General features: G+C 68.8%; 24 protein-coding genes. 12 read left to right on the forward strand and 12 right to left on the reverse strand.

All coding sequences use genetic code 11. From position 1 onward, the window contains the following. Positions 1-104 precede the first annotated feature (104 nt). The 12 genes from IV112_RS05750 (at position 105) to IV112_RS05805 (ending at position 11,524) form a co-directional block, all read left to right on the forward strand. The gene (locus tag IV112_RS05750) at positions 105-998 is read left to right on the forward strand and encodes a polyprenyl synthetase family protein (protein WP_304001737.1); all 894 of its coding nucleotides are present in this window, start codon (positions 105-107) and stop codon (positions 996-998) included. A 10-nt stretch (positions 999-1,008) separates the two neighbouring features. Next, on the forward strand, positions 1,009-2,199 hold the full coding sequence (locus IV112_RS05755) for a methyltransferase (protein WP_304001740.1): 1,191 nt from the start codon (positions 1,009-1,011) through the stop codon (positions 2,197-2,199). A 92-nt stretch (positions 2,200-2,291) separates the two neighbouring features. Further along, entirely contained in the window at positions 2,292-3,227 is a 936-nt protein-coding gene (bchC, locus tag IV112_RS05760; protein WP_304001743.1) for a chlorophyll synthesis pathway protein BchC, read from the forward strand. Continuing rightward, positions 3,224-4,243, forward strand: a complete 1,020-nt coding sequence (locus IV112_RS05765) for a chlorophyllide a reductase iron protein subunit X (protein ID WP_020165691.1) — start codon at positions 3,224-3,226, stop codon at positions 4,241-4,243. Before bchC ends, IV112_RS05765 begins: the two co-directional genes overlap by 4 nt. Positions 4,244-4,253: 10 nt before the next feature. After that, positions 4,254-5,801, forward strand: coding sequence for a chlorophyllide a reductase subunit Y (gene bchY, locus IV112_RS05770; RefSeq protein ID WP_304001749.1), 1,548 nt, complete (start codon positions 4,254-4,256; stop codon positions 5,799-5,801). A gap of 34 nt (positions 5,802-5,835) precedes the next feature. Further along, positions 5,836-7,275 (forward strand): chlorophyllide a reductase subunit Z, encoded by a 1,440-nt coding sequence (bchZ, locus tag IV112_RS05775; protein WP_304001751.1) that lies wholly within the window; start codon positions 5,836-5,838, stop codon positions 7,273-7,275. A gap of 138 nt (positions 7,276-7,413) precedes the next feature. Further along, entirely contained in the window at positions 7,414-7,647 is a 234-nt protein-coding gene (gene pufB, locus IV112_RS05780; protein WP_029143824.1) for a light-harvesting antenna LH1, beta subunit, read from the forward strand. Between the two features lie 10 nt (positions 7,648-7,657). Then, positions 7,658-7,858 carry a light-harvesting antenna LH1, alpha subunit gene (gene pufA / locus IV112_RS05785; protein ID WP_019916985.1) on the forward strand — a complete coding sequence of 67 codons (201 nt, stop codon included), beginning with the start codon at positions 7,658-7,660 and terminating at the stop codon, positions 7,856-7,858. Positions 7,859-7,964: 106 nt separating this feature from the next. Beyond that, entirely contained in the window at positions 7,965-8,789 is an 825-nt protein-coding gene (gene pufL, locus IV112_RS05790; protein ID WP_019916987.1) for a photosynthetic reaction center subunit L, read from the forward strand. Between the two features lie 23 nt (positions 8,790-8,812). Then, entirely contained in the window at positions 8,813-9,790 is a 978-nt protein-coding gene (gene pufM, locus IV112_RS05795) for a photosynthetic reaction center subunit M (RefSeq protein WP_024300836.1), read from the forward strand. After that, the gene (pufC, locus tag IV112_RS05800; RefSeq protein ID WP_304001757.1) at positions 9,787-10,878 is read left to right on the forward strand and encodes a photosynthetic reaction center cytochrome PufC; all 1,092 of its coding nucleotides are present in this window, start codon (positions 9,787-9,789) and stop codon (positions 10,876-10,878) included. The genes pufM and pufC overlap by 4 nt, the downstream gene beginning before the upstream one ends. Positions 10,879-11,074: 196 nt before the next feature. After that, entirely contained in the window at positions 11,075-11,524 is a 450-nt protein-coding gene (locus IV112_RS05805; RefSeq protein WP_304001760.1) for a CBS domain-containing protein, read from the forward strand. A 295-nt stretch (positions 11,525-11,819) separates the two neighbouring features. Here IV112_RS05805 and puhE read toward each other — a convergent pair whose 3' ends face one another. Genes puhE through bchF form a run of 12 tightly spaced genes read right to left on the reverse strand, consistent with a single transcriptional unit; the run spans position 11,820 to position 25,934 of the window. Next, entirely contained in the window at positions 11,820-12,614 is a 795-nt protein-coding gene (gene puhE, locus IV112_RS05810) for a putative photosynthetic complex assembly protein PuhE (protein ID WP_304001763.1), read from the reverse strand. A gap of 5 nt (positions 12,615-12,619) precedes the next feature. Continuing rightward, entirely contained in the window at positions 12,620-13,696 is a 1,077-nt protein-coding gene (gene acsF / locus IV112_RS05815) for a magnesium-protoporphyrin IX monomethyl ester (oxidative) cyclase (protein WP_304001766.1), read from the reverse strand. After that, on the reverse strand, positions 13,693-14,163 hold the full coding sequence (puhC, locus tag IV112_RS05820) for a photosynthetic complex assembly protein PuhC (protein WP_304001768.1): 471 nt from the start codon (positions 14,161-14,163) through the stop codon (positions 13,693-13,695). Before puhC ends, acsF begins: the two co-directional genes overlap by 4 nt. Positions 14,164-14,173: 10 nt before the next feature. Beyond that, positions 14,174-14,884, reverse strand: a complete 711-nt coding sequence (puhB, locus tag IV112_RS05825) for a photosynthetic complex putative assembly protein PuhB (RefSeq protein ID WP_304001770.1) — start codon at positions 14,882-14,884, stop codon at positions 14,174-14,176. Beyond that, complete coding sequence (puhA, locus tag IV112_RS05830) at positions 14,881-15,651, reverse strand: photosynthetic reaction center subunit H (protein WP_304001772.1); 771 nt, start codon at positions 15,649-15,651, stop codon at positions 14,881-14,883. The genes puhB and puhA overlap by 4 nt, the downstream gene beginning before the upstream one ends. 25 nt (positions 15,652-15,676) lie before the next feature. Beyond that, positions 15,677-17,131: a BCD family MFS transporter gene (locus tag IV112_RS05835; RefSeq protein ID WP_304001775.1), complete on the reverse strand. Its 1,455-nt coding sequence runs from the start codon at positions 17,129-17,131 to the stop codon at positions 15,677-15,679. After that, positions 17,128-17,823: a magnesium protoporphyrin IX methyltransferase gene (gene bchM, locus IV112_RS05840; protein WP_304001776.1), complete on the reverse strand. Its 696-nt coding sequence runs from the start codon at positions 17,821-17,823 to the stop codon at positions 17,128-17,130. The genes IV112_RS05835 and bchM overlap by 4 nt, the downstream gene beginning before the upstream one ends. Before the next feature lie 2 nt (positions 17,824-17,825). Then, a complete protein-coding gene (gene bchL / locus IV112_RS05845; protein ID WP_304001779.1) occupies positions 17,826-18,752 on the reverse strand; it encodes a ferredoxin:protochlorophyllide reductase (ATP-dependent) iron-sulfur ATP-binding protein in 927 nt (308 codons plus the stop codon). A gap of 31 nt (positions 18,753-18,783) precedes the next feature. After that, the gene (locus IV112_RS05850) at positions 18,784-22,560 is read right to left on the reverse strand and encodes a magnesium chelatase subunit H (protein WP_304001781.1); all 3,777 of its coding nucleotides are present in this window, start codon (positions 22,558-22,560) and stop codon (positions 18,784-18,786) included. Then, positions 22,535-24,124: a ferredoxin:protochlorophyllide reductase (ATP-dependent) subunit B gene (gene bchB / locus IV112_RS05855; protein ID WP_304001783.1), complete on the reverse strand. Its 1,590-nt coding sequence runs from the start codon at positions 24,122-24,124 to the stop codon at positions 22,535-22,537. Before bchB ends, IV112_RS05850 begins: the two co-directional genes overlap by 26 nt. An 11-nt stretch (positions 24,125-24,135) precedes the next feature. Then, positions 24,136-25,416, reverse strand: coding sequence for a ferredoxin:protochlorophyllide reductase (ATP-dependent) subunit N (locus IV112_RS05860; RefSeq protein ID WP_304001784.1), 1,281 nt, complete (start codon positions 25,414-25,416; stop codon positions 24,136-24,138). Beyond that, positions 25,413-25,934 carry a 2-vinyl bacteriochlorophyllide hydratase gene (gene bchF / locus IV112_RS05865; protein ID WP_304001786.1) on the reverse strand — a complete coding sequence of 174 codons (522 nt, stop codon included), beginning with the start codon at positions 25,932-25,934 and terminating at the stop codon, positions 25,413-25,415. The genes IV112_RS05860 and bchF overlap by 4 nt, the downstream gene beginning before the upstream one ends. Between the last annotated feature and the right edge of the window lie 293 nt (positions 25,935-26,227).

The following is a 26,227-nucleotide window of genomic DNA, read 5'->3' on the forward strand; positions in this document are numbered from 1 at the left end:
CATGTCTACATTACATTACACCAGCGCCTGACAATCAAGATTGACAGTTGGCGCGATAACTCGTCGGACAGCGCAGCGCTCCGGCACATGCGGGGGAACAGGCCATGGATGGAATGAAGCGCATCGAGCAGGCCCTGGGGATGGCGGTCGAACAATCGCTGGTGGCCGCGCTGTCGCATGCCGACGGTCCCGGCTGCCCGCCGCTGCTGGCAGCGGCCATACGTCACGCGGTGTTCCCGGGCGGCGCCCGCATCCGGCCGCGGCTTTGTCTGGCTGCGGCCTGCGCCTGCGGTGAGGACGACACGTCGATCGCCGATCACGCGGCGGCGGCGATCGAACTGCTGCACTGCGCCTCGCTGGTGCACGACGATCTGCCCTGCTTCGACGACGCGCCGCTGCGCCGGGGCAAGCCTTCGGTGCACAGCGCCTTCGGCGAGCGCATCGCCGTGCTGACCGGTGACGCGCTGATCGTGCTCGCCTTCCAGACGATGGCGCGCGGCGGCGCCCAGGCGCCGTACCGTCTGCTGCCGCTGCTGTCCATCATCGGCCGCGGTGTCGGCGTGCCGTCGGGCATCGTCGCCGGTCAGGCGCTCGAATGCGAAACCGACGTGAACCTGCGCCAGTACCAGCAGGCCAAGACCGGCGCGCTGTTTGCCGCGGCGACCATGGCTGGCGCGGCGGCGGCGGGGGCCGATCCCGGCCCGTGGCGCGCGCTTGGCGACTGCATGGGCGAAGCGTTCCAGGTCGCCGACGACATCCTCGACGTGGCCTCCACGCAGGAGCGCATCGGCAAGCCGATCGGTCGCGACGCCGCACTGGGCCGGCCGAGCGCGGCACGCGAACTGGGCATACCGGGCGCAGTGAAACGGCTGCAGCAACTGGTGAGCGATGCGATGGACGCAGTGCCCGCCTGCTCCGGTGCCGACGGATTGCGCGCGGTGATTGCGATGGAAGCGCGCCGCTTCCTGCCGGCAGAGATCGCCGACTGCGCCGCCTGAAGCGCGCGTCATGGATCTGCCCGACACTTTCCGGCCGTCGTCGATGACGGGGAACGAAGGCCTGGTCGAGCGCATCCGCCAGGCGGCGGAGCGCCTGCTCAGCAGCCCGCGTTTCCATCGCTGGGCGGCCGCCTTTCCGCTGACGCGCCACAAGGCGCGCCGCGAGGCGCGTGCGCTGTTCGACCTGTGCGCCGGCTTCGTCTATTCGCAGGTGCTGCTCGCCTGCGTGCGGCTGAAACTGTTCGACGTGCTGGCCGACGGCGCGCAGAGCGCGCAGCAGGTGGCCTTGCGCACCGGGCTCAGCCGCGACGCCGCCGAGCGACTGCTCGACGCGGCGGTGGCGCTGCGCCTGGCGTCGCGCCGCAGCGGCGGCCGCTACGGACTGGGCATGCTGGGGGCGGCCGTGCTGGCCAATCCGGGCATTGCCGACATGGTCGAGCACCACGGGCGCGTCTATCGCGATTTCGAGGACCCGGTGGCGCTGCTGCGCGGCCTGTCCGGTACGACCGCGCTGTCCGGCTACTGGCCCTATGCCGGCAATGCCGATGCGGCGGCGCTCGACGACGGCCGCATCGCCGACTACACGGCGCTGATGGCGGCTTCGCAGCCCCTGGTGGCCGACGAGGTGCTCGATGCCTATCCGGTGGCCATGCACCGCTGCCTGCTCGACGTCGGCGGCGGCGACGGCAGCTTCCTGCGTGCCGCCGCGCGCCGTGCGCCGGACCTGCGGCTGCAGCTTTTCGACCTGCCGGCGGTGGCGAATCAGGCGCGCCGGCGCTTTGCCGAGGCGGGCCTGATGGCCCGCGCCGAGGTGTTCGGCGGCGCCTTCCAGGCCGACCCTTTGCCGCGCGGCGCCGACCTGGTGTCGGTGGTGCGCGTGCTGCACGACCACGACGACGACGACGTGATGCAGCTGCTGCGGGCCATCCGCGCGCTGCTGCCACCCGACGGCACGCTGCTGATCGCCGAACCGATGTCCGGCGTCGCTGGTGCCGAACCGGTGGGCGACGCCTATTTCGGCTTCTACCTGATGGCGATGGGGCGCGGCCGCCCGCGCAGCGAGGCGCGCCTCACCGACATGCTGCGGGCCGCCGGCTTCTGCCAGATCGGCCGTCTACCGACGCGGATTCCGCTGCAGACCTGCGTTCTGGTCGCGCGTCCGCGACCGCTGACAGCCGATGACGCGACAGAGTGTAATTAAACGTTGACACAGATCATAGTAAACATAGAATGACACTTATGCGACAGGCCGCGCTGACACCGTCAGCCGACCGTCCTCAACGAGGAGGCGCGATGGACAGCATGGCCGTAGTGCTGCAGCAACCGGAACAGCTGGTCGTGACACGACTGGATCTGGCGCCTGCAGGAGACGCCGACGTCGTCGTCGATGTCGAGTGGAGCGGCATCAGCACCGGCACCGAACGCCTGCTGTGGTCCGGTCGCATGCCGCCCTTTCCGGGCATGGGTTATCCGCTGGTGCCGGGTTACGAATCGGTGGGCCGCGTCAGCGCTGCCGGTCGTACTGCCGGTCTGCGCGTCGGCGAGCGGGTGTTCGTACCGGGGGCGCGCTGTTTCGGCGAGGTGCGCGGCCTGTTCGGCGGAGCCGCTTCACGGCTGGTGGTACCGGCGGCGCGGGCGCTGCCGATAGACGAAGCCCTGGCCGAACGCGGCATCCTGCTGGCGCTGGCCGCCACCGCACAGCACGCGGTCATGGGCGGCGCTGCGCTGCCCGATCTCATCATCGGTCACGGCGTGCTCGGCAGGCTGGTCGCCCGGCTCACGGTCGCCGCCGGTGGCGACCCGGTGGTGTGGGAAACGAATCCGATGCGCGCCGCCGGCAGCACCGGTTACCCGGTCATCCCGGCTGCGCTGGACAACCGCCGCGACTACCGCTGCATCTGTGACGTCAGCGGCGACGCGACGCTGCTCGATACGCTGATCGCACGGCTGGCCCCGCAGGGCGAAATCGTGCTGGCCGGCTTCTACGAGGACGCACTGTCCTTCCATTTCGCACCGGCCTTCATGCGCGAGGCGCGACTGCGCGTCGCCGCCCAATGGCAGGACGCCGATCTGGCCACCGTGCGCGACATGGCCGCCGACGGCCGGCTGTCGCTCGATGGCCTGATCACGCATCGCGAGGTGGCCAGTCGCGCCGACCTCGCCTACCGCACGGCATTCGGTGACCCCGGCTGCCTGAAGATGATCCTCGACTGGAGACAGCTGTCATGACCGAAGCCTGTGGCGGCGGCGCCGTCAGCCCCATCAAGTTCGACCTGACCAAGGTGCTGCGCGCCGAGGCGGCGATCGATCCCGATCCCGTCGCCGACGGCGAAGTGACCAAGCAGACGCAGATCATCGCCATCTACGGCAAGGGCGGCATCGGCAAGAGCTTCACGCTGGCCAACCTGAGCTACATGATGGCGCAGCAGGGCAAGAAGGTGCTGCTGATCGGCTGCGACCCGAAGAGCGACACCACCTCGCTGCTGTTCGGCGGCAAGGCCTGCCCGACCATCATCGAAACCAGTTCGAAGAAGAAGCTGGCCGGCGAGGAGGTGGGCATTGGCGACGTGTGCTTCATCCGCGACGGCGTGTTCGCGATGGAGCTGGGCGGCCCCGAGGTCGGCCGTGGTTGCGGCGGGCGCGGCATCATCCACGGCTTCGAAACGCTGGAGAAGCTCGGCTTCCACGACTGGGGCTTTGACTACGTGCTGCTCGATTTCCTCGGCGACGTGGTGTGCGGCGGCTTCGGCCTGCCGATCGCCCGCGACATGTGCCAGAAGGTGATCGTGGTCGCCAGCAACGACCTGCAGAGCCTCTACGTCGCCAACAACGTGTGCAGTGCGGTCGAGTATTTCCGCAAGCTGGGCGGCAATGTCGGCGTGGCGGGCGTGGTGATCAACCGCGACGACGGCACCGGCGAGGCGGCGAGGTTCGCCGATGCGGCCGGCATTCCGGTGCTGGCCACCATCCCGGCCAACGACGACATCCGGCGCAAGAGCGCCAGCTACGAAATCATCGGCCGTCCCGGTTCGCAATGGGCGCCGCTGTTCGAGGAACTGGCCACCAACGTGGCGGAAGCGCCACCGGTGCGGCCGAAGCCGATGACCCAGGACGGCCTGCTCGGCCTGTTCGCCGCCGACGTGACCGGTCGCGACTACGTGATGACGCCGGCCACGGTGGCCGACATGCTGGGTCGCGAAGACGTGGTCCGGCCGTCGCTCGAAGTGGTGTACGACACCGTCTGAGGTGGCCACCATGACCGACACAACGCATACACAGGTCATCAACACCGACGCGCTGTCGGCGCAGCGCCGGCTGGCCGACGGTGACGGTATCGGCTGTCACGCCGGGCGCGAACAGCTGGACGGCGCGGCGCGCGCCGCCGGCAAGAGCGAAACGCTGGACCGCTACGCCGCCGACTATCCGAAGGGCCCGCATGACCAGCCGCAGAGCATGTGCCCGGCTTTCGGTTCCCTGCGCGTCGGCCTGCGCATGCGCCGCACCGCGACCGTGCTGTCCGGTTCCGCCTGCTGCGTCTATGGCCTCACCTTCACCTCGCACTTCTACGGCGCCCGCCGCAGCGTCGGTTACGTGCCGTTCAACAGCGAAACGCTGGTGACCGGCAAGCTGTTCGAGGACATCCGCGAGGCGGTCTACAAGCTGGCCGATCCGGCCCAGTACGACGCCATCGTCATCATCAATCTGTGCGTGCCGACGGCCAGCGGTGTGCCGCTGCAGCTGCTGCCGAAAGAGATCGACGGCGTGCGCATCATCGGCATCGACGTGCCGGGCTTCGGCGTGCCGACGCACGCCGAAGCGAAGGACGTGCTGGCCGGCGCCATGCTGCGCTATGCCCGCCAGGAGGCGGAGCAGGGGCCGGTGCAGGCGCCGCGCAGCGGCGTCGCCGACCGGCCGACGGTGGCGCTGGTGGGCGAAATGTTCCCGGTCGATCCGGTCATCATCGGTTCGCTGCTCGAACCGATGGGGCTGGCAGCCGGCCCGGTGGTGCCGACGCGCGAGTGGCGCGAGCTTTATGCCGCGCTCGACTGCGCGGTGGTGGGCGCCATCCATCCGTTCTACACCGCGAGCTTCCGCGAATTCGAGGCGGCCGGCCGGCCCATCGTCGGCTCGGCGCCGATCGGTCACGACGGCAGCGAAGCCTGGCTGCAGGCCATCGGTCAGGCGGCCAACGTCGGTCAGGCACAGATCGACGCGGCGAAGAACCGCTTCCTGCCGGCGATACGCGGCGCGCTCGCGGCCAACCCGATCAGGGGTCGCATCACGCTGTCCGGCTACGAGGGCTCGGAACTGCTGGTGGCGCGCTTGCTGGTCGAGAGCGGCGCCGACCTGCGCTACGTCGGCACCGCCTGCCCACAGACGCCGCACAGCGCGGCCGACCGCGAATGGCTGAGCGCGCACGGCGTGCATGTGCAGTACCGCGCCTCGCTCGAACAGGATCTCGCCGCGATGCGCGAATTCCGCCCGGACCTGGCGATCGGCACCACGCCGGTGGTGCAGGCGGCGAAGGAGGCGCGCATCCCGGCGCTCTACTTCACCAACCTGATTTCCGCGCGGCCGCTGATGGGGCCGGCCGGTGCCGGCTCGCTGGCGCAGGTGATCAATGGCGCGATCGGCAACAAGTCGCGTTTCGACACGATGAGCGAATTCTTCGACGGCGTCGGCAGCGGTCACACCGGCGGCGTGTGGCAGGACGTGCCGAAGGACAGGCCGGAGTATCGCGCCGCCTACCGCGCGAAGATGGCCAAGCTCGCCCGCGCGCGCAGCGTCGAGGAGGCGATATGACTACGCAGCGAACCCGCACCGGTGAGGTGGCGACATGCTGATCCTTGACCACGACCGCGCAGGCGGCTACTGGGGCGCGGTCTACACCTTCACCGCGATCAAGGGTCTGCAGGTGGTGATCGACGGTCCGGTCGGTTGCGAGAACCTGCCGGTCACCTCGGTGCTGCACTACACCGACGGCCTGCCGCCGCACGAACTGCCCATCGTCGTCACCGGCCTGGCCGAAGAACAGCTGGGCCGCGAGGGCACCGAAGGCAGCATGCGCCGTGCGCACCAGGTGCTCGATCCGGACCAGCCGGCGGTGGTGGTGACCGGCTCGATCGCCGAAATGATCGGCGGCGGCGTGACGCCCGAAGGCACCAACATCCAGCGCTTCCTGCCGCGCACGATAGACGAGGACCAGTGGCAGTGCGCCAACCGCGCCATCAACTGGCTGTGGACGCAGTACGGCGCCAAGCGCATCCCTGAACGCAAGCCGCGCGCCCCCGACGTGAAGCCGCGGGTGAACATCATCGGGCCGATCTACGGCTGCTTCAACACGCCGAGCGATCTGGCGGAAATCCGTCGTCTGGTCGAAGGCATCGGCTGCGAGGTGAACCTCAGCTTCCCGCTCGGCAGTCATCTGGCCGACGTGCCCAAGCTGGTCGATGCCGACGTCAATATCTGCATGTACCGCGAGTACGGCCGGCTGCTGTGCGAAACGCTGGAGCGGCCCTATCTGCAGGCGCCGATCGGCCTGCACTCGACCACCCGCTTCCTGCGCGCGCTGGGCGAACTGACCGGACTCGATCCGGAGCCCTTCATCGAGCGCGAGAAGCACACGACGATCAAGCCGCTGTGGGATCTGTGGCGTTCGGTGACGCAGGACTTCTTCGGCACCGCCAGTTTCGCCGTGGTCGCCAACGACACCTACGCACGCGGCATCCGCCACTTCCTAGAAGAGGACATGGGTCTGCCCTGCGCCTTCGCGGTGTCGCGGCGCGCCGGTGCCAAGACCGACAACGACGCGGTGCGCGCGCTGGTGCGCGACAAGACGCCGCTGGTCATGTTCGGCAGCTACAACGAGCGCATGTACATGGCCGAGTGCGGTGCACGCGGCAGCTACATCCCCGCCTCCTTCCCCGGCGCCATCATCCGCCGCCACACCGGCACGCCTTTCATGGGCTACGCCGGCGCCACCTATCTGGTGCAGGAGGTGTGCAACGCGCTGTTCGACGCGCTGTTCCACATCCTGCCGCTGGGCAGCGACATGGATCGCGTCGATGCCACCCCGTCGCGGCTCGCCCGTGCCGACGCACGACCGTGGGACGACGACGCCCAGCGCCTGCTCGATCAGTACCTCGACAAGCAGCCCTTCCTGGTGCGCATCTCGGCCGCCAAGCGGCTGCGCGACAAGGCGGAGGAGGCGGCGCGCAGCGCCGACGAACAACGCATCACCGCAGCGCGCGTGCAGCGCGCGCTGGAAACGACATGAGGACCGGTCTGGCCACCGTCCGGAGCGGGCGCAGCACACGCCCGTCCACCCTCTTGCGGGGCGCAGTCAGCCCCGGAAGTCCCCGCCGCGCGGGCGTTGCGCGGCAATGGCCGAAAGGCCCGTCAGGAGGTAATCGGTATGGCTGATGGCACTAGAAGCGGATCCCTGTCAGGACTGACAGATTCCGAGGCGCGGGAATTCCACGCCATTTTCATGACCAGTTTCATCGTCTTTCTGGTCGTCGCGATCATCGCGCACATCCTCGTCTGGAACTGGCGCCCGTGGCTGCCGGGTTCCGAGGGTTATGCGTCGCTGATCGAAGGCGTCAGGGCGGCGACCTACTCGGTCATTCCTTACATCTACCAGGCATAGGAGCGCAGATATGTGGCGTATTTGGTTGCTTTTCGATCCGCGCAGATCACTGGTCGCGCTCTTCACCTTCCTCATGGTGCTGGCGCTCCTGATCCATTTCATCCTGCTCAGCACCGATCGCTTCAACTGGATCGAAGGCCCGAGCAAGAAACCCGCAGCAACGGCCCAGAGCGCAATGCCGGCTCCGGTCGCGATGCGGACAACGCAGTAAATGCACTGACGGCAGGAGTGCGGGGACCGGGCCTGCCCGGCCTCGCATGAGCGCTGCAGCGCGTCTCTACCGCGGAGGCATCGCGCTTCCGGATAAGGGGGTTGGCATGTCCATGCTCAGTTTCGAAAAAAAATACCGCATCCGTGGCGGGACGCTGCTCGGCGGAGACCTGTTCGACTTCTGGGTCGGCCCCTTCTACGTCGGTTTCTTCGGTGTCACCAGCATCTTCTTCGCGCTGCTGGGCACACTGCTCATCATCTGGGGCGCCTCGCAGGGCACCACCTGGAATCTCTGGCAGATCAACATCGCCCCGCCCGACCTGAAGTACGGCCTGGGCATGGCGCCGCTGATGGAAGGCGGGCTGTGGCAGCTGATCACGGTGTGCGCCATCGGCGCCTTCGTGTCGTGGGCGCTGCGCGAGGTCGAGATCTGCCGCAAGCTCGGCATGGGGTATCACGTGCCGGTGGCCTTCTCGGTCGCCATCTTCGCCTACGTCACGCTGGTGGTGTTCCGGCCGCTGCTGCTCGGCGCCTGGGGCCACGGATTCCCGTACGGCATCATGAGCCACCTCGACTGGGTGTCGAACACCGGCTACCAGTACCTGCACTTCCACTACAACCCGGCGCACATGCTGGCGGTGAGCTGCTTCTTCGCCACCACGCTGGCGCTGTCGCTGCACGGTGCGCTCATCCTGTCGGCGACCAATCCGCCGGGTGACGGCGTGGTCAAGACGCCGGACCACGAGAACACCTTCTTCCGCGATGCCATCGGCTACTCGATCGGCACGCTGGGCGTGCATCGACTGGGTCTTTTCCTCGCGCTGTCGGCCGGCTTCTGGAGCGCGGTGTGCATCGTCATCAGCGGTCCGTTCTGGACACGCGGGTGGCCGGAATGGTGGAGCTGGTGGCTCAACCTTCCCGTGTGGCGATAACAGACGAAAGCGAGGGTGCCATCATGGCCGAGTACCAGAATCTATTCACGCAGGTGCAGGTGCACGCACCGTCCTTCCCCGGTGTTTCGGTCGGTCGTGACGACCGCGAACGCACTGGCACGCCGACCCACGTGCATCTGTTCGGTCGCCTCGGCGACGCGCAGATCGGGCCCATCTACCTCGGCTGGTTCGGGCTGGCATCGCTGATCTGCGGCTTCATCGCCTTCGAGATCATCGGCCTCAACATGATGGCTTCGGTGAACTGGGATCCGATCGAGTTCGTGCGCCAGCTGTTCTGGCTCGCGCTGGAGCCGCCGGCGCCGCACTACGGGCTGTCGATACCGCCTCTGAACGAAGGCGGCTGGTGGCTGATGGCCGGCTTCTTCCTCACCACGTCCATCCTGCTCTGGTGGGTGCGCATGTACCGCAGGGCGCGCGCACTCGGCATGGGCACCCACGTGGCCTGGGCCTTCGCTGCCGCGATCTGGCTCTACCTCGTGCTCGGCTTCATCCGGCCGGTGCTGATGGGTTCGTGGTCGGAGGCGGTGCCCTTCGGCATCTTCCCGCACCTGGACTGGACCGCCGCGTTCTCGATCCGCTACGGCAACCTGTTCTACAACCCCTTCCACATGCTGTCGATCGCCTTCCTCTACGGCTCGACCCTGCTGTTCGCGATGCACGGCGCCACCATCCTGGCGGTCAGCCGCTTCGGCGGTGAGCGCGAGATCGAACAGATCGTCGATCGCGGTACCGCGTCGGAACGCGCCGCGCTGTTCTGGCGCTGGACCATGGGCTTCAACGCGTCGATGGAATCCATCCACCGCTGGGCCTGGTGGTTTGCCGTGCTGTGCCCGCTGACCGGCGGCATCGGCATCCTGCTCACCGGCACCGTGGTCGACAACTGGTATCTGTGGGCCGTCAAGCATCACGTTGCACCGATGTATCCGGCGGTGTTCGGCACCGTCGTCGATCCCGCCACCGTGCAAGGAGTGCAGCCATGAACACCCTGAAGGCAACACTGCGTGTCGTCGCCATGCTGGGGGCGGGGCTGCTGATCGCCGCCTGCGAGAAACCGCCGATCGACACGGTGCAGCGCGGCGTGCGCGGCACCGGCATGGTCCAGGTCTACAACCCGCGCATCGTCGAGGGCGAACAGCAGAAGAACGTGGTGCCGGAGCCGATACCGGCGGCGCCGCGCGAGGGGCAGAAGGCGTCCGAGGTGTTCCAGAACGTGAAGGTGCTGGGTGACGTCAGCGTTGCCGAGTTCACCCGGCTGATGGTGGCGATGACCGCCTGGGTGTCGCCGGAACAGGGCTGCGCCTACTGCCACAAGCTGGAGAACATGGCCGACGACTCGATGTACACGAAGGTGGTGGCGCGGCGGATGATCCAGATGACGCAGCACATCAACGCCGACTGGAAGCCGCACGTCGCCGACACCGGCGTCACCTGCTACACCTGTCACCGCGGCATGCCGGTACCGGCCGAGGTGTGGTTCCAGCCGCCGCCGCAGAAGCACGCGACGCGTATGGCCGGCTCTAAGATGCAGCAGAACACGCCGGACGCCGCCGTCGCCTACGCCTCGCTGCCCTACGACGCCTTCACCCGCTATCTGCAGAAGGGGCAGGAAATCCGCGTCAATGCGGTGACCGCGCTGCCGACTGCGGCGCCTGGCTCGCTGGCCGACACGGAGGGTACTTACGGTCTGATGATGCACATGTCCGATGCGTTGGGCGTCAACTGCACCTACTGCCACAACAGCCGCGCGTTCGCGCCATGGACCGAAAGCACGCCGCAGCGGCAGACCGCCTGGCACGGCATACGGATGGCACGCGACCTGAACAACGACTACATGGTGCCGCTGACCGCGACCTTTCCGGCGCATCGGCTCGGGCCGACCGGCGACGTCGCCAAGCTGAACTGCGCGACCTGCCACCAGGGTGCTTACAAGCCGCTCTACGGCACGCCGATGCTGAAGGACTACCTGGCGCTCAGTGCCCCGGGCGCACAGGCCGCACTGCCGCCCGCTGCCGCAGCAGCAGCCGAGGCCCCGGCACCGGCCGCCGAGGCGGAGGCGGCGAAGCCCTGATCCTCGGTCGGCGCGCTCAGGTGCGCCGACCTGACCCCGTTCGGCCGCTCCTGCAGTTCTCCTCCGCGCTGGGCCAGACAGCGCCTCTGCGGGAGCGGATCCGGACACCACGCAGACAGGGAGCGCGACGCGCTCCCGGATCGCGCAGCGCCCGGGTCGGCTGGCCCCTCCCGCACTCCGCGCAGAGGAGACCGTCATGCAGGTCAGTCAAGTCATGTCGTCGGGCGTGCTCAGCGCAGCACCCGGCGACAGCGTCAGATCCGTCGTGATCCACATGCTCAGCCGTCACTGCGGCGCCATCCCGGTGATCGAGCCGGATGCCCGCATCGTCGGCATCGTTTCAGTGCGCGACATCATGCTGCCGATGTACCCCAAGCTGGGCGAGTACATCCACGATAACGTGGGTACGCGCGACTTCCTTGCAATGGAGGAGGGCTACGACCGCGTGCTGACGATGCGGGTCGATCAGGTGATGACACGCAACCCGCTGGTGCTGTCGCCCGAAACGCCGGTGCTCGAGGCCGCATCGTGGATGGGCGTCAAGAATTTCCGCCGCATGCCGGTCGCGCGCGACGGTAAGCTGGTCGGCATGGTGAGCATCGGCGACATCAACCGCGGGCTGTTCTTCGCACGCATCGGCGGCTAGGCGGACCGTCCCAGCGCCGGTCGATCGGCTGGTGCGGTCGGCGCCGGGACCGGGTTGTTGTGGGAGGGGTCTTCCGACCCCGACATCGGCCTGGATCGAAGCCCGCGGACAGCGAAAGCCCTGTCGCGGCCAAGGCCGCTCCCACAAAAAGCACGCTGTGTCGGTGGCACGAGCACGGTTGCTGTGGGAGCGAGCTTGCTCGCGATAAAGGCCTTGATCGGACGCAGCGGACAGCGAAAGCCCCGTCGCAGCCAAGGCTGCTCCGACAAGGGGGAAGCGCCCGACCGCCGTCGAGTCAGAGCGGCTTCACCTCTTCCCGACCGCGTGATTTCAGCCCCCAGTTCCAGATCGCGTTGAACGGCAGCGGCAGCACCATGAAGAGGTGCTCGACCACCGCCAGGCCGGCCATCGTGGCGAGCAGGGTGAGGGCCACGGCGTCGGCGCTGCCGGGCGCTGCCGCGGCAGCGTGGCCGATCAGTTCGCCGGTGAGCGCGCTGCCGGCGACGATGGACAGCGGCCACAGCGCATTCATGCGACGCCGGCGGAAGAAACTTTTCAGGTAGAGCAGGTGCGGCGGCAGGAATTCCTCGCTGAAGTTGCGCACGCCGAAATGCAGGTTCAGCTTGGCCGACAGCCGCATGCCCCAGAGCAGCAGATAGCTGTGCAGCGCGGTGGCGTTGGCGGCGTCCAGGGTGAGCAGGTAGATCAGCAGCGCGCCGCCGGCGATGGCCAGCTCGTGATGGATGATGGCCTCGGTCGCGTGACGGAAATGCGCGAGGCCGTCGCAACCCGCGGCGCAGGCGTGCTTGCGCGGGCCGGTCACCCAGCCCATCAGGAAGCTCATTTCCATCCAGCCCCACACCACCAGCGCGCTGGTGAAGCCGCAGTAGCTGCCGAGGGCGCTGTCGAGCCGTGCGCTGTGCTGCAGGCCGACCAGCGCGGCGATCGCCAGCACGCTGGCCACCGTCATGCTGATGCGGAAGGTGCGTCGCGGCAGGCCGTCCAGATAGAGGATGACACCGGTCGCCGCCCACCACAGCGCCAGCGCGTAGAGCAGGGGCAGCGCCCAGCCGGGCAGGGCGCCGTCCATCGCGCTCACCAGGCCGGCGACATGCGCACGTCGTCCGGCACCGCGTTCGGTTTGACCGGATGCAGGTAGAGGCGGGCGAAGGTGCCGAAGGCGGCCACTGCGCAGGCGCCGCGCTTGAGCAGACCGGTGATGCCGCCCTGCTGCTTCGCCGCCTCGTTTGCCCGGGCCAGCGCGAACAGCCGCTCGAGGCCGGCGCGGAAGGACGGGTTGTCGGTGTCCAGCGTCAGCGGGAACACCTGCCTGGAAATGTCCGAGGTGATGCGGAAGACCGCGTAGTCGTAGCTGTCGGCCTCCAGCCCCATGGCCTGGTGCAGCTGCGGCCGCATGTGGTCGCGCACGTACATCGTGGCGTACACCGCGAGCAGGAAGAAGCGCACCCACAGCAGATTGGCGCCGCGCAGCAGGTGAGGCTGGGCGCGCAGGATGAGGGCGAACGATTCGCCGTGCCGGAATTCGTCGTTGCACCAGCGCTCGAACCAGCGAAAGATCGGGTGGAAGCGCAGTTCGGGATGGCGCTCCAGCTGACGGTAGATGGTGATGTAGCGCGCGTAGCCGATCTTCTCCGACAGATAGGTGGCGTAGAAGATGTACTTCGGTTTGAAGAAGGTATAGCGCTTGGTGCGCTTCAGGCTGCCCAGATCGACGCCGAGGCCGTAGTCCTTCAGCGACATGTTCAGGAAGTTGGCGTGGCGCGCCTCGTCGCGTGCCATGTAGGCCATCAGTGCCTTGATGTCCGGGTTGTCGACGTTCTTCTTGATTTCGTTGTACAGCACGCAGCCGGAGAATTCGGAGGTGATCGAGCTGATCAGGAAGTCCATGAACTCCTGGTGCAGGGCCGGCGGCAGGTCGCGGATCTGTTCGCCGAAATCGGCGCTGCGCTGGAAGTGATCGTGATTGTTGTCGCCTTCGTACTCCAGCATCATCGCGTCCCACTCGGCGCGCACCGGGCTCACGTCGAGGCGGTTCATCGCGGCGAAATCGGTGGTGTAGAAGCGCGGGCTCAGCATGGTGCTGACGCGCGCCTTGTCGGTGGCTTCGGCGGAAACGGCGACCTGCGGCGCAGGCTGTGTGGCAGTGCTCATGGCTGTGCTCCCGATGCATGCAGGGTGGGGCGGCCGGCGTCGAGCAGCCGACCGAAGGCGCCGGCGTTCACCGGCCCGAAGGATTCGAGGTCGACGCGGCGCGCCGTGCTCCGATCGACCAGCGTGAGCCGGCCGTCGGCGCGGGCGATCAGCGAGAACGGCTGTTCCGGCCCGATCTGCTGACGGCGGCGTTCGCGCACCAGGCCGCGCAGGGTGCCGCGCACGAAGCCCTGTTCGCCGACGAAGGATTCGATCTGCGTATCGGTTCGCGCATCGATTACCGCGATGCTGCCGTCCGGCCTGTCTTCGAAACGCAGCTCGCGGACCGCGACCGCAGCGGCGTCCGGCGTCGCGATCGGCGTGCCGGACAGGCGGACCAAAGCCACCGCGGCCAGCACGCCGGCCAGCATCAGGCCGATGGCGAGCAGCGGCCAGCGCGGCAGTGCAGGTGCGGTGTGTGCGCTCATGCTGCGTTCCTCAGTGAGCGGCGAGTTGCGGTGCGCGACCGGTGCGGCGGGCACGCGGCGCGGGCGCATCGGCCTTCTGCGCGGCCGCTGCGGGCGCCGTTTGCGGTGCGTCGCTGCGCGCGGCCTGCCACGCTTCGGTCAGCAGGGCGGCGACACGGGTGGCGTCGGCGATGCAGCACAGCATCGGCTCCGGCCGGGCGGCCCGCCACGGACGGGCGTGCGGCCACAGGTGCAGCAGCGCGATGCGATCGGGCGCAGCCAGCAGCAGCGGAATGTTGCCGTGACCCTTGCGCGTGAGCTTCAGCCCGGCCGCGTCGATGCGGTTCAGCGGCAGGTTGAAGGTGAGGCTGAGCACGATGCCGACGCGCATGACGACGCGCCGGTCGGTGATCGTATAGACCGTGGTGCGCGCGCTCAGCCAGGCCAGCAGCGTCATCATGCCGAGCGCGGCCAGCACCAGAGGCAGCAGCATCAGCACGGCACTGGCGGCGTCGCCGAAGCGGCCGCCGTCGGCGACGACGAAGCCGGCGCGCAGCGCCAGGATGACCGCGAAGTAGAGCGCCAGCGCACGCACGTGGAAGCGCTCGCGCGCCAGTTGCCGCCAGTCCGGGCCACCCTGCCAGAGCAGTCTTTCGTCCGCCGGCAGTCGCTCCGGCAGGCCGGGCGCGGCTTCGAACTCGTGCTCGTGACCGTCGTGGCGGACCGCGCGCAGGCCGCTCACAGCAGAGGTTCCTTGCGCGACGCTTCGGCGTACAGCGTGCCGCCGCCGTAGTAGGCCATCACCTTCTCCTCTTCCAGCAGCGTGATGCGGTCGGTCGCCTTGGGTTGCGGCACGCTGGCGAACTGGTGGCCGAGGATGGACGCCACCTTGACCGCACGTTCGCCGACGCGGCAGAAGTTCATCGGCAGCAGCACGCGACGCGTACCACCGCCGGCCGGCACATCCAGTTCGAGGTAGCGGAACATCGCTTCCGAGCGGTCCACCCACAGATCACGCACCACGCCGCCCTGTGCGCCGTCGGCACCGATCACCGGCAGGCCGCGCGGGTCGGTGTCCTGATGCGCGACGTCGTAGTCGGGTGCGTCGCGCAGCGGCACGATGCGCAGCGCGCCGTCGAAGGTGAGGTCGGGCAGGTCGGCGCGGTCGGCCCAGGCGCCGGGGCCGACACCGTCGAGCATCGGGTTGCCGGTCGGGTCCAGCGGTGCGCCCGGCCAGTTGCCGCTGGGCGTGGCTTTCAGCGTCTGCGGCGACCGGAAGTCATTGGGCACGGTGACCGTGCGACCGTCCTGCAGGCGGAAGGTCTTGGGATCGGGGATCGGCGGAAAGCCCTGCACGCGAATGCTGTCGGAACGGTCCGATTCCAGCGGGTAGCCCTCGCGCTTGCTCTCCTGATGCAGGTGGTAGATCAACCCCGCGAAGAAGATCCAGAAGACGTACAGCACGATCTGTGCGACGTCGAAGTACTGGGTGATGGCGCCGGTTTCCATGGTCATTCTCCTGTGTGATGGATGTTCAGCCGGGGAAATCGGCCAGTCCGAACTTCGCGCTGGCCGGGACCGGCGCGCGCGGGGCGCTGCGCACCAGTGGTCCGAGTGCGACCAGGCTGGCGAACAGCAGATAGATTTCGCAGTGATAGACGAAGCTGTAGCCGGTGGCCGGCGAGGCGAGTGCCGGGCCGAGCGCGCCGGTGGTCGCCAGTGTCGACACGACGTCGCGCAGCGCACCGCCGAAGGCGATCGCCAGGCCGGTGCTGCAGGCGTGCACCGCACCCCAGGCGCCGAGCGCCAGCCCGTTCATGCCGCCGCTGTCGAGGCCCATTGCGGCGGTCAGCATGCCGACCGAAAACAGTCCGCCGCCGAAGCCGATCAGGCCGACGCCGCCGTGGAACAGCGCGGTCGACTGCAGCGGCTCGGCGAACACGACGGTCGAGAAGGCGACGATGCCGATCAGCGCGCCGAAGGCGGCGACGCGGCAGGCATCGACGCCGCGCGCCAGCGTGCGTGCCGCGAAGGCGAAGGCGGCCAGCGCGCCGCAGGCCATCAGCGCGGTCAGTGCGGTGGTGGCGCCGACGCCCATGCCCAGCACCTCGGCGCCATACGGTTCGAGAATGATGTCCTGCATGCTGAACGCGGCGCTGCCGAGGCCGAGCGCCAGCAGGTAGCGGGTGGCGCGCGCATGCGTCGAGAACTGCTGCCATATCGTGCGGAAGGGCTGGCGCGGCGTCTCGGTGCTGCGCGCGCTGCGCGCCTCCTGTTTCCACAGCGCGGCGATGTTCAGCGCCATGGTCAGCATGGCCGATCCCTGGATCACCTGGATCAGTCGCAGCTGCGAGAAGTCCGCCAGCAGCAGACCGAACAGGACGCCGCTGCCCACCATGCCCGCCAGCAGCATCAGGTACATCAGCGCCACCACGCGCGGCCGCGCAGCGGGCGGCGCGAGGTCGGTGGCGAGCGCGAGGCCGGCGGTCTGCACCGTCTGCATGCCGGCGCCGACCATCAGGAAGGCCAGCGCGGCGCCGGCCTGACCGACCCATTCGGGGCCACGCGTATCGCCGGACAGCAGGATGAGCGAGAAAGGCATGATGGCCAGTCCGCCGAACTGCACCAGCGTGCCCATCCACAGATAGGGCACGCGGCGCCAGCCGAGCGCCGAGCGGTGGGTGTCCGAGCGGTAGCCGAGCAGCGCGCGGAAGGGCGAGAACAGCAGCGGCAGCGCCACCATCGCGGCGACCAGCCAGGCGGCCATGCCCATCTCGACGATCATGACGCGGTTCAGCGTGCCGATCAGCAGCACGGTGGCCATGCCGACCGACACCTGGAACAGCGACAGGCGCAGCAGTCGCCCCAGCGGCAGCGCCTCGCTGGCGGCGTCGGCAAAGGGCAGGAAACGCGTGCCGACACCGGTCCACAGCCGTGCGGCGCGGGCGTTCAGTGCGGGCAGGCCGAGCCCTCTGCGCGGCGCGTTCATGTGCGCACCAGTTCCATCGCCTGCGAGGTGTAGAAGCCGCTGGCCACGCGTTCGCTGCGCAGCGGCGCCATCGCGCGCAGTCCGTCCTCGTCGGCGATCAGCCGTCCGAGCACCGCCGCGCGGACCGGTTCGATCGCCGGCGCGCGGTTGCCGCGCGGGAAGAAGCGGCCGACGAAATGCATCGCATCGAGGGCGCGCGTGCTGGGCGGGAAGGTGAACAGGATGGAGGCCGCGGTGCGCGCGGCCAGCCCCGACAGCACGCGCACGGCGTCGCGCGGACGGTAGTGGATCAGCGAATCCATCGCCACCACGTGGTCGAAGTGGCCGAGCGCGGGGTCCAGCATGTCGCCGGCGCGGAAGTCGATGCGGCCCGCCAGGCCATGCGGCATGCGTTCGCGCGCCAGCCCGACCAGGGTCGGCGACAGGTCGATCGCCACCACGTGGGCGCCCCGGCGCGCCGCCTCGACCGCCAGCGCGCCGGTGCCGCAGCCGGCGTCGAGCAGGCGGCAGCCGCTCAGATCGTCGGGCAGCCAGTCGAGCAGCGTGGCGCGCATGCGGTCGCGGCCGGCGCGCACGGTGGCACGGATGCGGCCGACCGGTGCATCGGAGGTGAGCCGCTTCCAGGCGTCCACCGCGGTGCGGTCGAAATAGGTGGCGATCTCGCCACGGCGTTCGAGGTAGGAGCTGTCCATGATCAGTCGAATCCCAGCAGGTCGAAAATGTCGCGGTCCTTCATCGGCGCGCATTCCAGCGGATCGGTGCCGGCCCACAGCGAGGCGGCCAGGCGCAGGTATTCGTGCTGCACCGCCTCGACCTCGACCGTCGGATCCATCTCGAACAGCGTGGCCTTCTTGAGCCGGCTGCGGCGGATCACGTCGAGGTCGGGAAACTGCGCCATGGTCTTCAGGCCGACCCGCTCGTTGAAACGGTCGATCTGGTCGGTGGCGTTGCTCCGATTGGCGATGACGCCGCCCAGCCGCACCTTGTAGTTCTTCGACTTGGCCTGGATGGCGGCGACGATGCGGTTCATCGCGAAGATGGAATCGAAGTCGTTGGCGGTCACCACCAGCGCGCGGTCGGCGTGCTGCAGCGGCGCGGCGAAGCCGCCGCACACGACGTCGCCGAGCACGTCGAAGATGACCACGTCGGTTTCGTCGAGCAGGTGGTGTTCCTTCAGCAGCTTCACCGTCTGCCCGACCACGTAGCCGCCGCAGCCGGTACCGGCCGGCGGGCCGCCCGCTTCGACGCACATGACGCCGTTGTAGCCGGGGAACACGAAGTCCTCGGGCCGCAGTTCTTCCGAGTGGAAATCGACGGTTTCGAGAATGTCGATCACCGTCGGCACCAGCGACTTGGTCAGCGTGAAGGTCGAGTCGTGCTTGGGGTCGCAGCCGATCTGCAGCACGCGCTTGCCGAGCTTGGAAAAGGCGACCGACAGATTGGACGACGTCGTGCTCTTGCCGATGCCGCCCTTGCCATAGACGGCGAACACCTTGGCGGTGCCGATGCGCAGCGTCGGGTCCTGGTGCACCTGCACGCTGCCTTCGCCGTCCGGATGCGAAGGGCCGCGGCGCGTCGTCAGCGACGACAGCGGGACATGGGTGGTGGTGACTGTATTCACGGTGCGGCCCTGGAAAGGTGGGTGAGGTGCGTCATGCGCTGGCCCGCTGGAACACGCCTTCGAGGCGGTCTTCCAGTTCGTCGCCGGCTTCGCGCAGGCGCGCGAGCACGCTGTCGTCCGGCTGCCAGTAACGTCGGTCGTGCGCCTCGATCAGCCGGTTGGCGAGCTTGGCGGCGGCGGTGGGGTTCAGTTCGGCCAGCCGGCTGCGCATCTTTTCGTCGAGCACGAAGGTCTGCGTCAGCTGCTGGTACACCCAGGGCGATACCTGGCCGGTGGTGGCCGACCAGCCCATGGTGTTGGTGATGTGCGCTTCGATCTGGCGCACGCCTTCGTAGCCGTGCGCCAGCATGCCTTCGTACCACTTCGGGTTCAGCATGCGGGTGCGCGTTTCCAGCGCCACCTGTTCGTCCAGCGTGCGCACCGATCCTTCGCCCAGGGTCTGGTCGCCGATATAGACCGGTGCCACCGCGGCGTCGGCGCCGCGGGCGCGGCGCACCGCGCGGGAGATGCCGCCCAGCGTGTCGAAATAGGTGTCGACCGTGGTCACCCCCAGTTCGACCGATTCGAGGTTCTGGTAGGCCAGTTCGACGTCGGCCAGCACGCTGGCGAGCAGCGCGCTGCGGGCGACCGGCCGGCCGCTGCGACCGTAGGCGTGGCCCTTGCGGCGGGTATAGGTTTCGGCCAGTTCGTCCTCGTCGTCCCAGCGGCTGTTCTCGATCAGATGATTCACGTTCGAGCCGTAGGCGCCTTCGGCATTACCGAACACGCGCAGCGCAGCGGTTTCGAGGTCACAGCCGTTGGCGGCCTGGAAGGCCAGCGCGTGCTTACGGATGAAGTTGTGCGCCAGCGGCTCGTCGGCGCTGGCGGCGAGGAAGGCGGCTTCGGCCAGCATGCGGATCTGCAGCGGCATCAGGTCGCGGAAGATGCCGGACAGCGTGATCACGACGTCGACCCGCGGCCGGCCGAGTTCTTCCAGCGGCACCAGCTGCGCGCCAACCAGGCGGCCGTAGCTGTCGAAGCGCGGTTTCGCACCCATCAGCGCCAGCGCCTGCGCGATCGGCCCGCCTTCGCTCTTCAGGTTGTCGGTGCCCCACAGCACCATGGCGATCGATTCCGGGAACGGGTGACCGTCGTCGGTGTGGCGGGCGAGCAGGCGCGCCGCCTGTTTCGCGCCATCGATGACGGCGAAGGCGCTCGGGATGCGGAAGGGGTCGAAGCCGTGCAGGTTGCGGCCGGTCGGCAGCACCGCCGGCGTGCGCAGCAGATCGCCGCCGGGGGCCGGGCGCACGAAGCGTCCGTCCAGCGCGTGCACCAGCGCATCGACTTCGTGGTCCTTGGCCAGCAGGCCGTTCGTTTTCGTCAGTTCGGCAATCAGTGCGCGCGTGCCGTCGTCGTCGGCCAGGTTGCCTGCGCTGCGGATGCGCTCCGGGCTGTCGCCGCGCATGACGGCGGCAATCATGGCGCGCGGCAGTTCGATGCCGTGTCCGGCCTGGGCAACCGCGTGCAGCAGGTCGGCGCGTTCGGTTTCTGTCGGCGCCTCGCCCACCACGTGCAGACCGCAGGGGATGAGCGTGCGCTCCAGTTCATGCATCTGCAGGCCGAGCGTCGCGATGGCGGTTTCGCTGTCTGCCCACGGCGGTGTCGCCGCACTCAGTTCGAGTGCGGCCGCCTGCGCCTGGATCAGTGCAGCCAGTGCCGGCGCCTCGCGCTCGCTGCCCGGTTCGCGTGCGCGCCAGCGCTCGACCGACACCTTCATTTCGGCCAGTCCGGCGTACAGGCCGGCCTGGGTGACCGGAGGCGTCATGTAGCTGATCAGCGTGGCGCCGGATCGGCGCTTGGCCAGCGCGCCCTCGGACGGATTGTTCGATGCGTACAGATAGAGGTTGGGCAGTGCGCCGATCAGGCGGTCCGGCCAGCAGGCGCCGGACAGGCCGGCCTGTTTGCCCGGCATGAATTCGAGCGCGCCGTGGGTGCCGAAGTGCAGCACGGCATGCGCGGCGAAGTCCTCGCGCAGCCAGCGGTAGAAGGCGGAGAAGGCGTGCGTCGGCGTGAAGCCCTGTTCGAACAGCAGACGCATCGGATCGCCTTCGTAGCCGAAAGACGGCTGCACACCGACGAACACGTTGCCGAAGCGGGCGCCGAGCACGAACAGGTGGCGGCCGTCGCTCAGATCGCGGCCGGGCGCCGGGCCCCAGTGCGCCTCGATCTCGCTCAGCCAGGTTTCGCGTCGCACGTGCTCGTCCGCCGGTATCCGGTGATGCACATTGGCCGGCGCACCGAAGCGCTCCGCATTGCCGGTCAGCAGCGCGTCGCGCAGTGCCGCCTCGCTGGCCGGCATGTCGATCTGGTAGCCCTCGCGCTTCAGCGCGCCGAGCGTGCGATACAGCGAGGCGAACACGGACAGGTGGGCCGCGGTACCGACTGCGCCGCCATTCGGCGGGAAGTTGAACAGCACGACGGCGACCCGGCGCTGTGCCCGTTCGGCGCGGCGCAGCGCGATCAGCCGCGCCACCTTGTCGGACAGCATGTCGGCGCGTTCGGCGCACACGTGCATGTCGCGTCCGCCTTCGCTGGGCGGGAAGCTGCAGCGGCGCGCACAGCCTTCGCAGGTGCCGCCGGCACCGGCGGAGCGGCCGCCGAACACCATCGGACTGGTGGCGCCATCGAGTTCAGGAATGGCCACCATGATGGTGTTCTCGACCGGCAGCAGGCCGCGCTCGGAGGCGCCCCACTGTTCCAGCGTCTGGAACTCGACCGGATGGGCAGCGAGGTAGGGCACGTCCAGCTTCGCCAGCAGGTCTTCGGCCGCCTTCGCGTCGTTGTAGGCCGGGCCGCCGACCAGCGAGAAGCCGGTCAGCGACACCACCGCATCGACCACGGCGCGGCCGTCGCGGATGAAGAAGCGCTCGACCGCCGGCCGCGCGTCCAGGCCGGTGGCGAAGGCGGGAATGACCGACAGGCCGCGCGCTTCGAGTGCGGCGATCACGCCGTCGTAGTGGGCGGCGTTGCCGGCCAGCAGGTAGGAACGCATCAGCAGCACGCCGACCGTACCGCGTGCCTCCGGCGCGGTCGGCAGCGCGGCGACCTGTTCGGCGATGCGCTGGGCGATGCGCGGGTGATAGACGCCGACTTCCGGATATTCGAACGGTGCGCCCGGTTTCATGCGTCCGCGCAGGTGGGCGCGCGGGCCGTCGGCGTAGCGGTCGATCAGGAAGCGCACCATGTTGGCGACGTTGTCCTGCGAGCCCGCCAGCCAGTACTGCAGCGTCAGGAAGTAGGCGCGCACGTCCTGTGCGGTGCCGGGTATGAAGCGCAGCAGCTTGGGCAGGCGGCGCAGCATGCGCATCTGCCGTTCGCCGGAACTGCTGCCGCCCTTGCCGGCGTTGCCGCGCAGTCGTTTCAGCAGCGCCATCGGGCCGCTCGGCGGCGCGCTCATGTCGAAGCGGCCGATGCGGGTGAGCCGCGCGACCTCGCCGGCCGACATGGCGCACACCATGGCATCGCACTGTTCGCGGCGCGCGATCAGCGCCGGCAGCACCGGGCGGAAGTGGTCCTCCATGAACAGCATGGTGGCGATGACGATGTCGGCGGCGGCGATGGCGGCTTCGCAGCGCGCCAGCGCCTCCGGCCGGTCGCTCCATTCGGATGCGGCGTGCACCTCGAGTTCCAGACCGGGCAGTTCGCGCCGCAGCGCGCTGCGTGCGCGCTCGGTGGCACTGGCCAGGTGGGTGTCCATCGTGACGATGACCACGCGTATGGGCGTGGCATCGGCGGTCGAGGGCTCAGCGTGCGAAGTGAGCTTTGGCATCGTAGAGCGTCTCCACCGTGATGGTGCTCAGTCCGCGGCTGCGGGCGTAGCTTTCGGTATTGCGGCGCGCCTTGCCGCGGACGAAGAACGGAATCTTCTTCAGTTCGCGTTCGCCGTCTGCGGTCCAGGCCGGGGCGTCGTCCGCGTCGCTCATGCCCAGTTCGGCCACCGCCATCGTCTGTACGGCGACGGCTGGCAGATGCGAGGCGGGCGCGGCGTCGTTGAATTCGAAGTCGTCGCGGAACATCTGCAGCAGGTGTTCTTCCAGCCCCATCACCAGCGGGTGCACCCAGCTGTCGAACAGCACGTTAGCGCCTTCGAAGCCATACACCGGGCTGTAGCGGGCCGGCACGTCCTGTACGTGGATCGGGCTCGATATGACGGCGCAGGCGATGCCCAGCCGCTTGGCGATGTGGCGCTCCATCTGCGTACCGAGCACCAGCTCCGGTGCGGCGGCGGCGATGGCTTTCTCGACTTCGAGGTAGTCGTCGCTGATCAGCGCCTCGACGCCGTAGCGCGCCGCCGCCTCGCGCACGTCGCGGGCGAAGTCGCGTGCGTAGCAGCCGAGGCCGACCACGGTGAAGCCCATCTCCTCCGCCGCGATGCGTGCCGCGGCGATGGCGTGTGTCGCGTCGGCGAAGATGAACACCCGCTTGCCGGTCAGATAGGTCGAATCGACCGAGCGCGCATACCAGGGCTGACGCGAGGCCGAAGCGCCGCGGCCGGCGGCGCCCGGCGTTTCGGCGCCCAGCAGCGGCGACGGATCCACGCCCGCCAGCGCGGCGACTTCGGCGATAAAGTCGCGCGTGGCGCCGACGCCCATCGGAATGGTCCGTGTCGCCGGCATGCCGAAGCTGCGGCTCAGCCAGCCGGTCAGCGTGCGCGACACTTCCGGGTAGAGATCGATATTGAAGTCGGCATCGGGCAGGCGGCGCAGGTCGTCGACCGAGGCGCCGAGCGGCGCCACCACGTTGACGTCGATGCCGAGCGCGTCGAGCAGGCGGCGGATTTCGGTCACGTCGTCGCGGCAGCGGAAGCCGAGCACGGTCGGGCCGAGCAGGTTGGCGCGCGGGCGCCGTGCCGGGTCGCGCGGCGGACGTGCGGCGCCGGGCGCGGGCACGCGGTCGGCGAGCAGGGTGCGCGCCAGGTGATAGAAGGTTTCGGCGGCGCCCCAGTTCTCCTTCTTCGAGTAGGCGGGCAGCTCCAGCGCCACCACCGGTATCGGCAGCTGCATGCCGGCGGCCAGCGCGCCGGACTGATCCTGGATCAGTTCGGCGGTGCAGGAGTCGCCGACCAGCAGCGCGGCCGGATGGAAACGCTCAAAGGCCTCGGCCACGGCGGCCTTCACCAACTCGGCGGTGCTGCCGCCGAGGTCGCGCGCCTGGAAGGTGGTGTAGGTGACCGGCGGCCGGCGGTCCTGCCGTTCGATCATCGTGAACAGCAGATCGGCATAGGTATCGCCCTGCGGTGCGTGCAGCACGTAATGCAGGTCGCGCATCGAGCTGGCGACGCGCATGGCACCGATGTGCGGCGGTCCTTCGTAGGTCCAGAGCGTGAGCTGCATCGCGTGCCCCTTCAGACGGCCAGCCGTGCGCGGCGCGCGAACGGGCGGGCGAACAGTTCGGCCAGGTCGCCCGCCTGGTCGTAGCCGTGTATCGGCGAGAACACCAGTTCGATCGACCACTTGGTGGCCAGCCCTTCGGCTTCCAGCGGGTTGGCGAGGCCGAGGCCGCACACCGTGAGGTCGGGGCGGGCCGCGCGCACGCGGTCGAGCTGGCGATTCAGGTGCTGGCCTTCGCTGAGCACGATGTCGTCCGGCAGCAGCGCCAGTTCCTCACTGACCATCTGGCGGTCGAGGAAGGGCGTGCCGACCTCGATCAGCCGCATGCCCAGTTCGCGCTGCAGGAAGCGGGCGAGCGAAGGTTCGAGCTGCGAGTCGGGCAGCATGAACAGGCTGCGCCCGGCCAGCAGCGGGCGCTGTCGTGCCAGGGCGGTTTCGGCGCGCGCACGCGCCGGGCCGGTCACCGCGTCGAATGTGGCCGGGGTTACGCCCCAGGCGCGGGCGGCCGCCTGCAGCCAGGCGGTCGAGCCTTCGGCACCGAAGGGGTAGGGCGCGCGCAGCAGGCGGGCGCCGCGGGCGATCAGGGCGCGCACGGTGTCGCCATTGAAGGGCTGGGCCGGCAACAGGTCGGTGTTCGGACCGATCGCCGGCACGTCGGCCGCGCGGCGGCCCGGCAGGAACACGACGTCGGCGATGCCCAGCTGTTCGAACTGGCGGCGGAACTGGTCCTCGACGATGTCCGGCAGGCAGCCCACCACCATCAGCTGGCGCGCGTCGGTGTGCGGCATCAGCGGCACGAAGGTGCGCAGCGCGGCGTCCTCGCCCTGGGTGAACGTGGTTTCGATGCCGGACCCGGAATAGTTCAGCACGCGCACCTGCGGCAGCAGCCGGGCGTTGAGCCGCTCGGCGGCACGAGCGAGGTCGAGCTTGATCACTTCCGACGGGCAGGAGCCGACCAGGAACAGCGTGCGGATTTCCGGCCGGCGTTCGAGTAGCGTGACGCACAGGCGGTCGAGTTCGTCGTTGGCGTCGGCCATGCCGGCCAGGTCGCGGTCGGTCAGGATGGCGGTACCGAAGCGCGGTTCGGCGAAGATCATGACGCCGGCGGCGGACTGGATCAGGTGGGCGCAGGTACGCGAGCCGACCACCAGGAAGAAGGCGTCCTGCAGCTTGCGGTGCAGCCACACGATGCCGGTCAGGCCGCAGAACACCTCGCGCTGGCCGCGTTCGCGCAGCACCGGGCGCTCGTCGCAGCCGCTGCGGGTGGCGATCGGAATGTCGTGCAGATTGCTCATGCCTGCACCACCGCGCCGTGGTTGCCGGCCGCCGGAGTCGCCGTGTCGAGCCGCGCGGCGCGCAACTTGAGCAGGAACTGTCCAGCGTTGATGACGTAGGTGAAGTAGGCGGCCAGCGCCAGCCACATCAGGCCGGTCGCGTCCAGCATGCCGGTCGCCAGTGCGACCAGATAGGCGGTGTGCAGCGCCAGCACCGCGAAGCTGAATACGTCTTCCCAGAAGAAGGGGCGGGCGAACAGCCAGACGCCGAACACCGCCTTTTCCCAGATCGAGCCGGTGACCATGATGGCGTACAGCAGCAGCGTCTTGATCACCACCGACCAGACCGCCGCCTGCAGGCCCTCACCGGACCACAGATAGCGCAGCACGAGCATGAGGCTGATCGCGAAGGCGATGAACTGCACCGGCGCCAGCACCCCCTGAACCAGGGTCCAGGGTGACTCATCCCGCCGGCGGCGTTCCTCCGGCGTATAGAGCGGTGTGTGCCGCGTCGCCGGTGAGGCCTCTCTGTTGCGCATCGTCGCGTCTCCTCTGTCCTCGTAATCGAATCTAGACGGCCGGGGACAAAGTGTCAATGTAAATTGACGTCACGACGAAATTACATCGGCGGAATGACAATGCGCGCGGTCCAGCTGGCCATTCGGGCCAGCGCGTCATCGAAATTGACAAGTTAACTTGACAGTGCAGGGTGGCGCGCTCTATTCCTACATTGTTGGCGTCCAGTTCTGCAGACATCGTCGAACCCACGCCTTCCTGCCCAGAGACTTGCTCGCCCTCGTCGTCAGTGCCACCACGGACACTGGGTTCACCA

It is taken from the genome of Methyloversatilis discipulorum, from assembly GCF_018780585.1.
GTDB classification, from domain to species: domain Bacteria; phylum Pseudomonadota; class Gammaproteobacteria; order Burkholderiales; family Rhodocyclaceae; genus Methyloversatilis; species Methyloversatilis discipulorum_B.

Bases quoted from the DNA above. Each gene is read 5' to 3' on its own strand.
- pufL (WP_019916987.1), top strand. From the start codon at position 7,965: ATGTCCATGCTCAGTTTCGAAAAAAAATACCGCATCCGTGGCGGGACG.
- IV112_RS05860 (WP_304001784.1), bottom strand. From the start codon at position 25,416: ATGAGCAATCTGCACGACATTCCGATCGCCACCCGCAGCGGCTGCGAC.
- bchZ (WP_304001751.1), top strand. From the start codon at position 5,836: ATGCTGATCCTTGACCACGACCGCGCAGGCGGCTACTGGGGCGCGGTC.
- pufA (WP_019916985.1), top strand. From the start codon at position 7,658: ATGTGGCGTATTTGGTTGCTTTTCGATCCGCGCAGATCACTGGTCGCG.
- acsF (WP_304001766.1), bottom strand. From the start codon at position 13,696: ATGAGCACTGCCACACAGCCTGCGCCGCAGGTCGCCGTTTCCGCCGAA.
- pufM (WP_024300836.1), top strand. From the start codon at position 8,813: ATGGCCGAGTACCAGAATCTATTCACGCAGGTGCAGGTGCACGCACCG.
- IV112_RS05765 (WP_020165691.1), top strand. From the start codon at position 3,224: ATGACCGAAGCCTGTGGCGGCGGCGCCGTCAGCCCCATCAAGTTCGAC.
- puhC (WP_304001768.1), bottom strand. From the start codon at position 14,163: ATGAGCGCACACACCGCACCTGCACTGCCGCGCTGGCCGCTGCTCGCC.
- bchF (WP_304001786.1), bottom strand. From the start codon at position 25,934: ATGCGCAACAGAGAGGCCTCACCGGCGACGCGGCACACACCGCTCTAT.
- bchC (WP_304001743.1), top strand. From the start codon at position 2,292: ATGGACAGCATGGCCGTAGTGCTGCAGCAACCGGAACAGCTGGTCGTG.
- IV112_RS05805 (WP_304001760.1), top strand. From the start codon at position 11,075: ATGCAGGTCAGTCAAGTCATGTCGTCGGGCGTGCTCAGCGCAGCACCC.
- IV112_RS05835 (WP_304001775.1), bottom strand. From the start codon at position 17,131: ATGAACGCGCCGCGCAGAGGGCTCGGCCTGCCCGCACTGAACGCCCGC.
- pufC (WP_304001757.1), top strand. From the start codon at position 9,787: ATGAACACCCTGAAGGCAACACTGCGTGTCGTCGCCATGCTGGGGGCG.
- bchB (WP_304001783.1), bottom strand. From the start codon at position 24,124: ATGCAGCTCACGCTCTGGACCTACGAAGGACCGCCGCACATCGGTGCC.
- IV112_RS05750 (WP_304001737.1), top strand. From the start codon at position 105: ATGGATGGAATGAAGCGCATCGAGCAGGCCCTGGGGATGGCGGTCGAA.
- bchY (WP_304001749.1), top strand. From the start codon at position 4,254: ATGACCGACACAACGCATACACAGGTCATCAACACCGACGCGCTGTCG.
- IV112_RS05850 (WP_304001781.1), bottom strand. From the start codon at position 22,560: ATGCCAAAGCTCACTTCGCACGCTGAGCCCTCGACCGCCGATGCCACG.
- puhA (WP_304001772.1), bottom strand. From the start codon at position 15,651: ATGGAAACCGGCGCCATCACCCAGTACTTCGACGTCGCACAGATCGTG.
- pufB (WP_029143824.1), top strand. From the start codon at position 7,414: ATGGCTGATGGCACTAGAAGCGGATCCCTGTCAGGACTGACAGATTCC.
- puhE (WP_304001763.1), bottom strand. From the start codon at position 12,614: ATGGACGGCGCCCTGCCCGGCTGGGCGCTGCCCCTGCTCTACGCGCTG.
- bchM (WP_304001776.1), bottom strand. From the start codon at position 17,823: ATGGACAGCTCCTACCTCGAACGCCGTGGCGAGATCGCCACCTATTTC.
- IV112_RS05755 (WP_304001740.1), top strand. From the start codon at position 1,009: ATGGATCTGCCCGACACTTTCCGGCCGTCGTCGATGACGGGGAACGAA.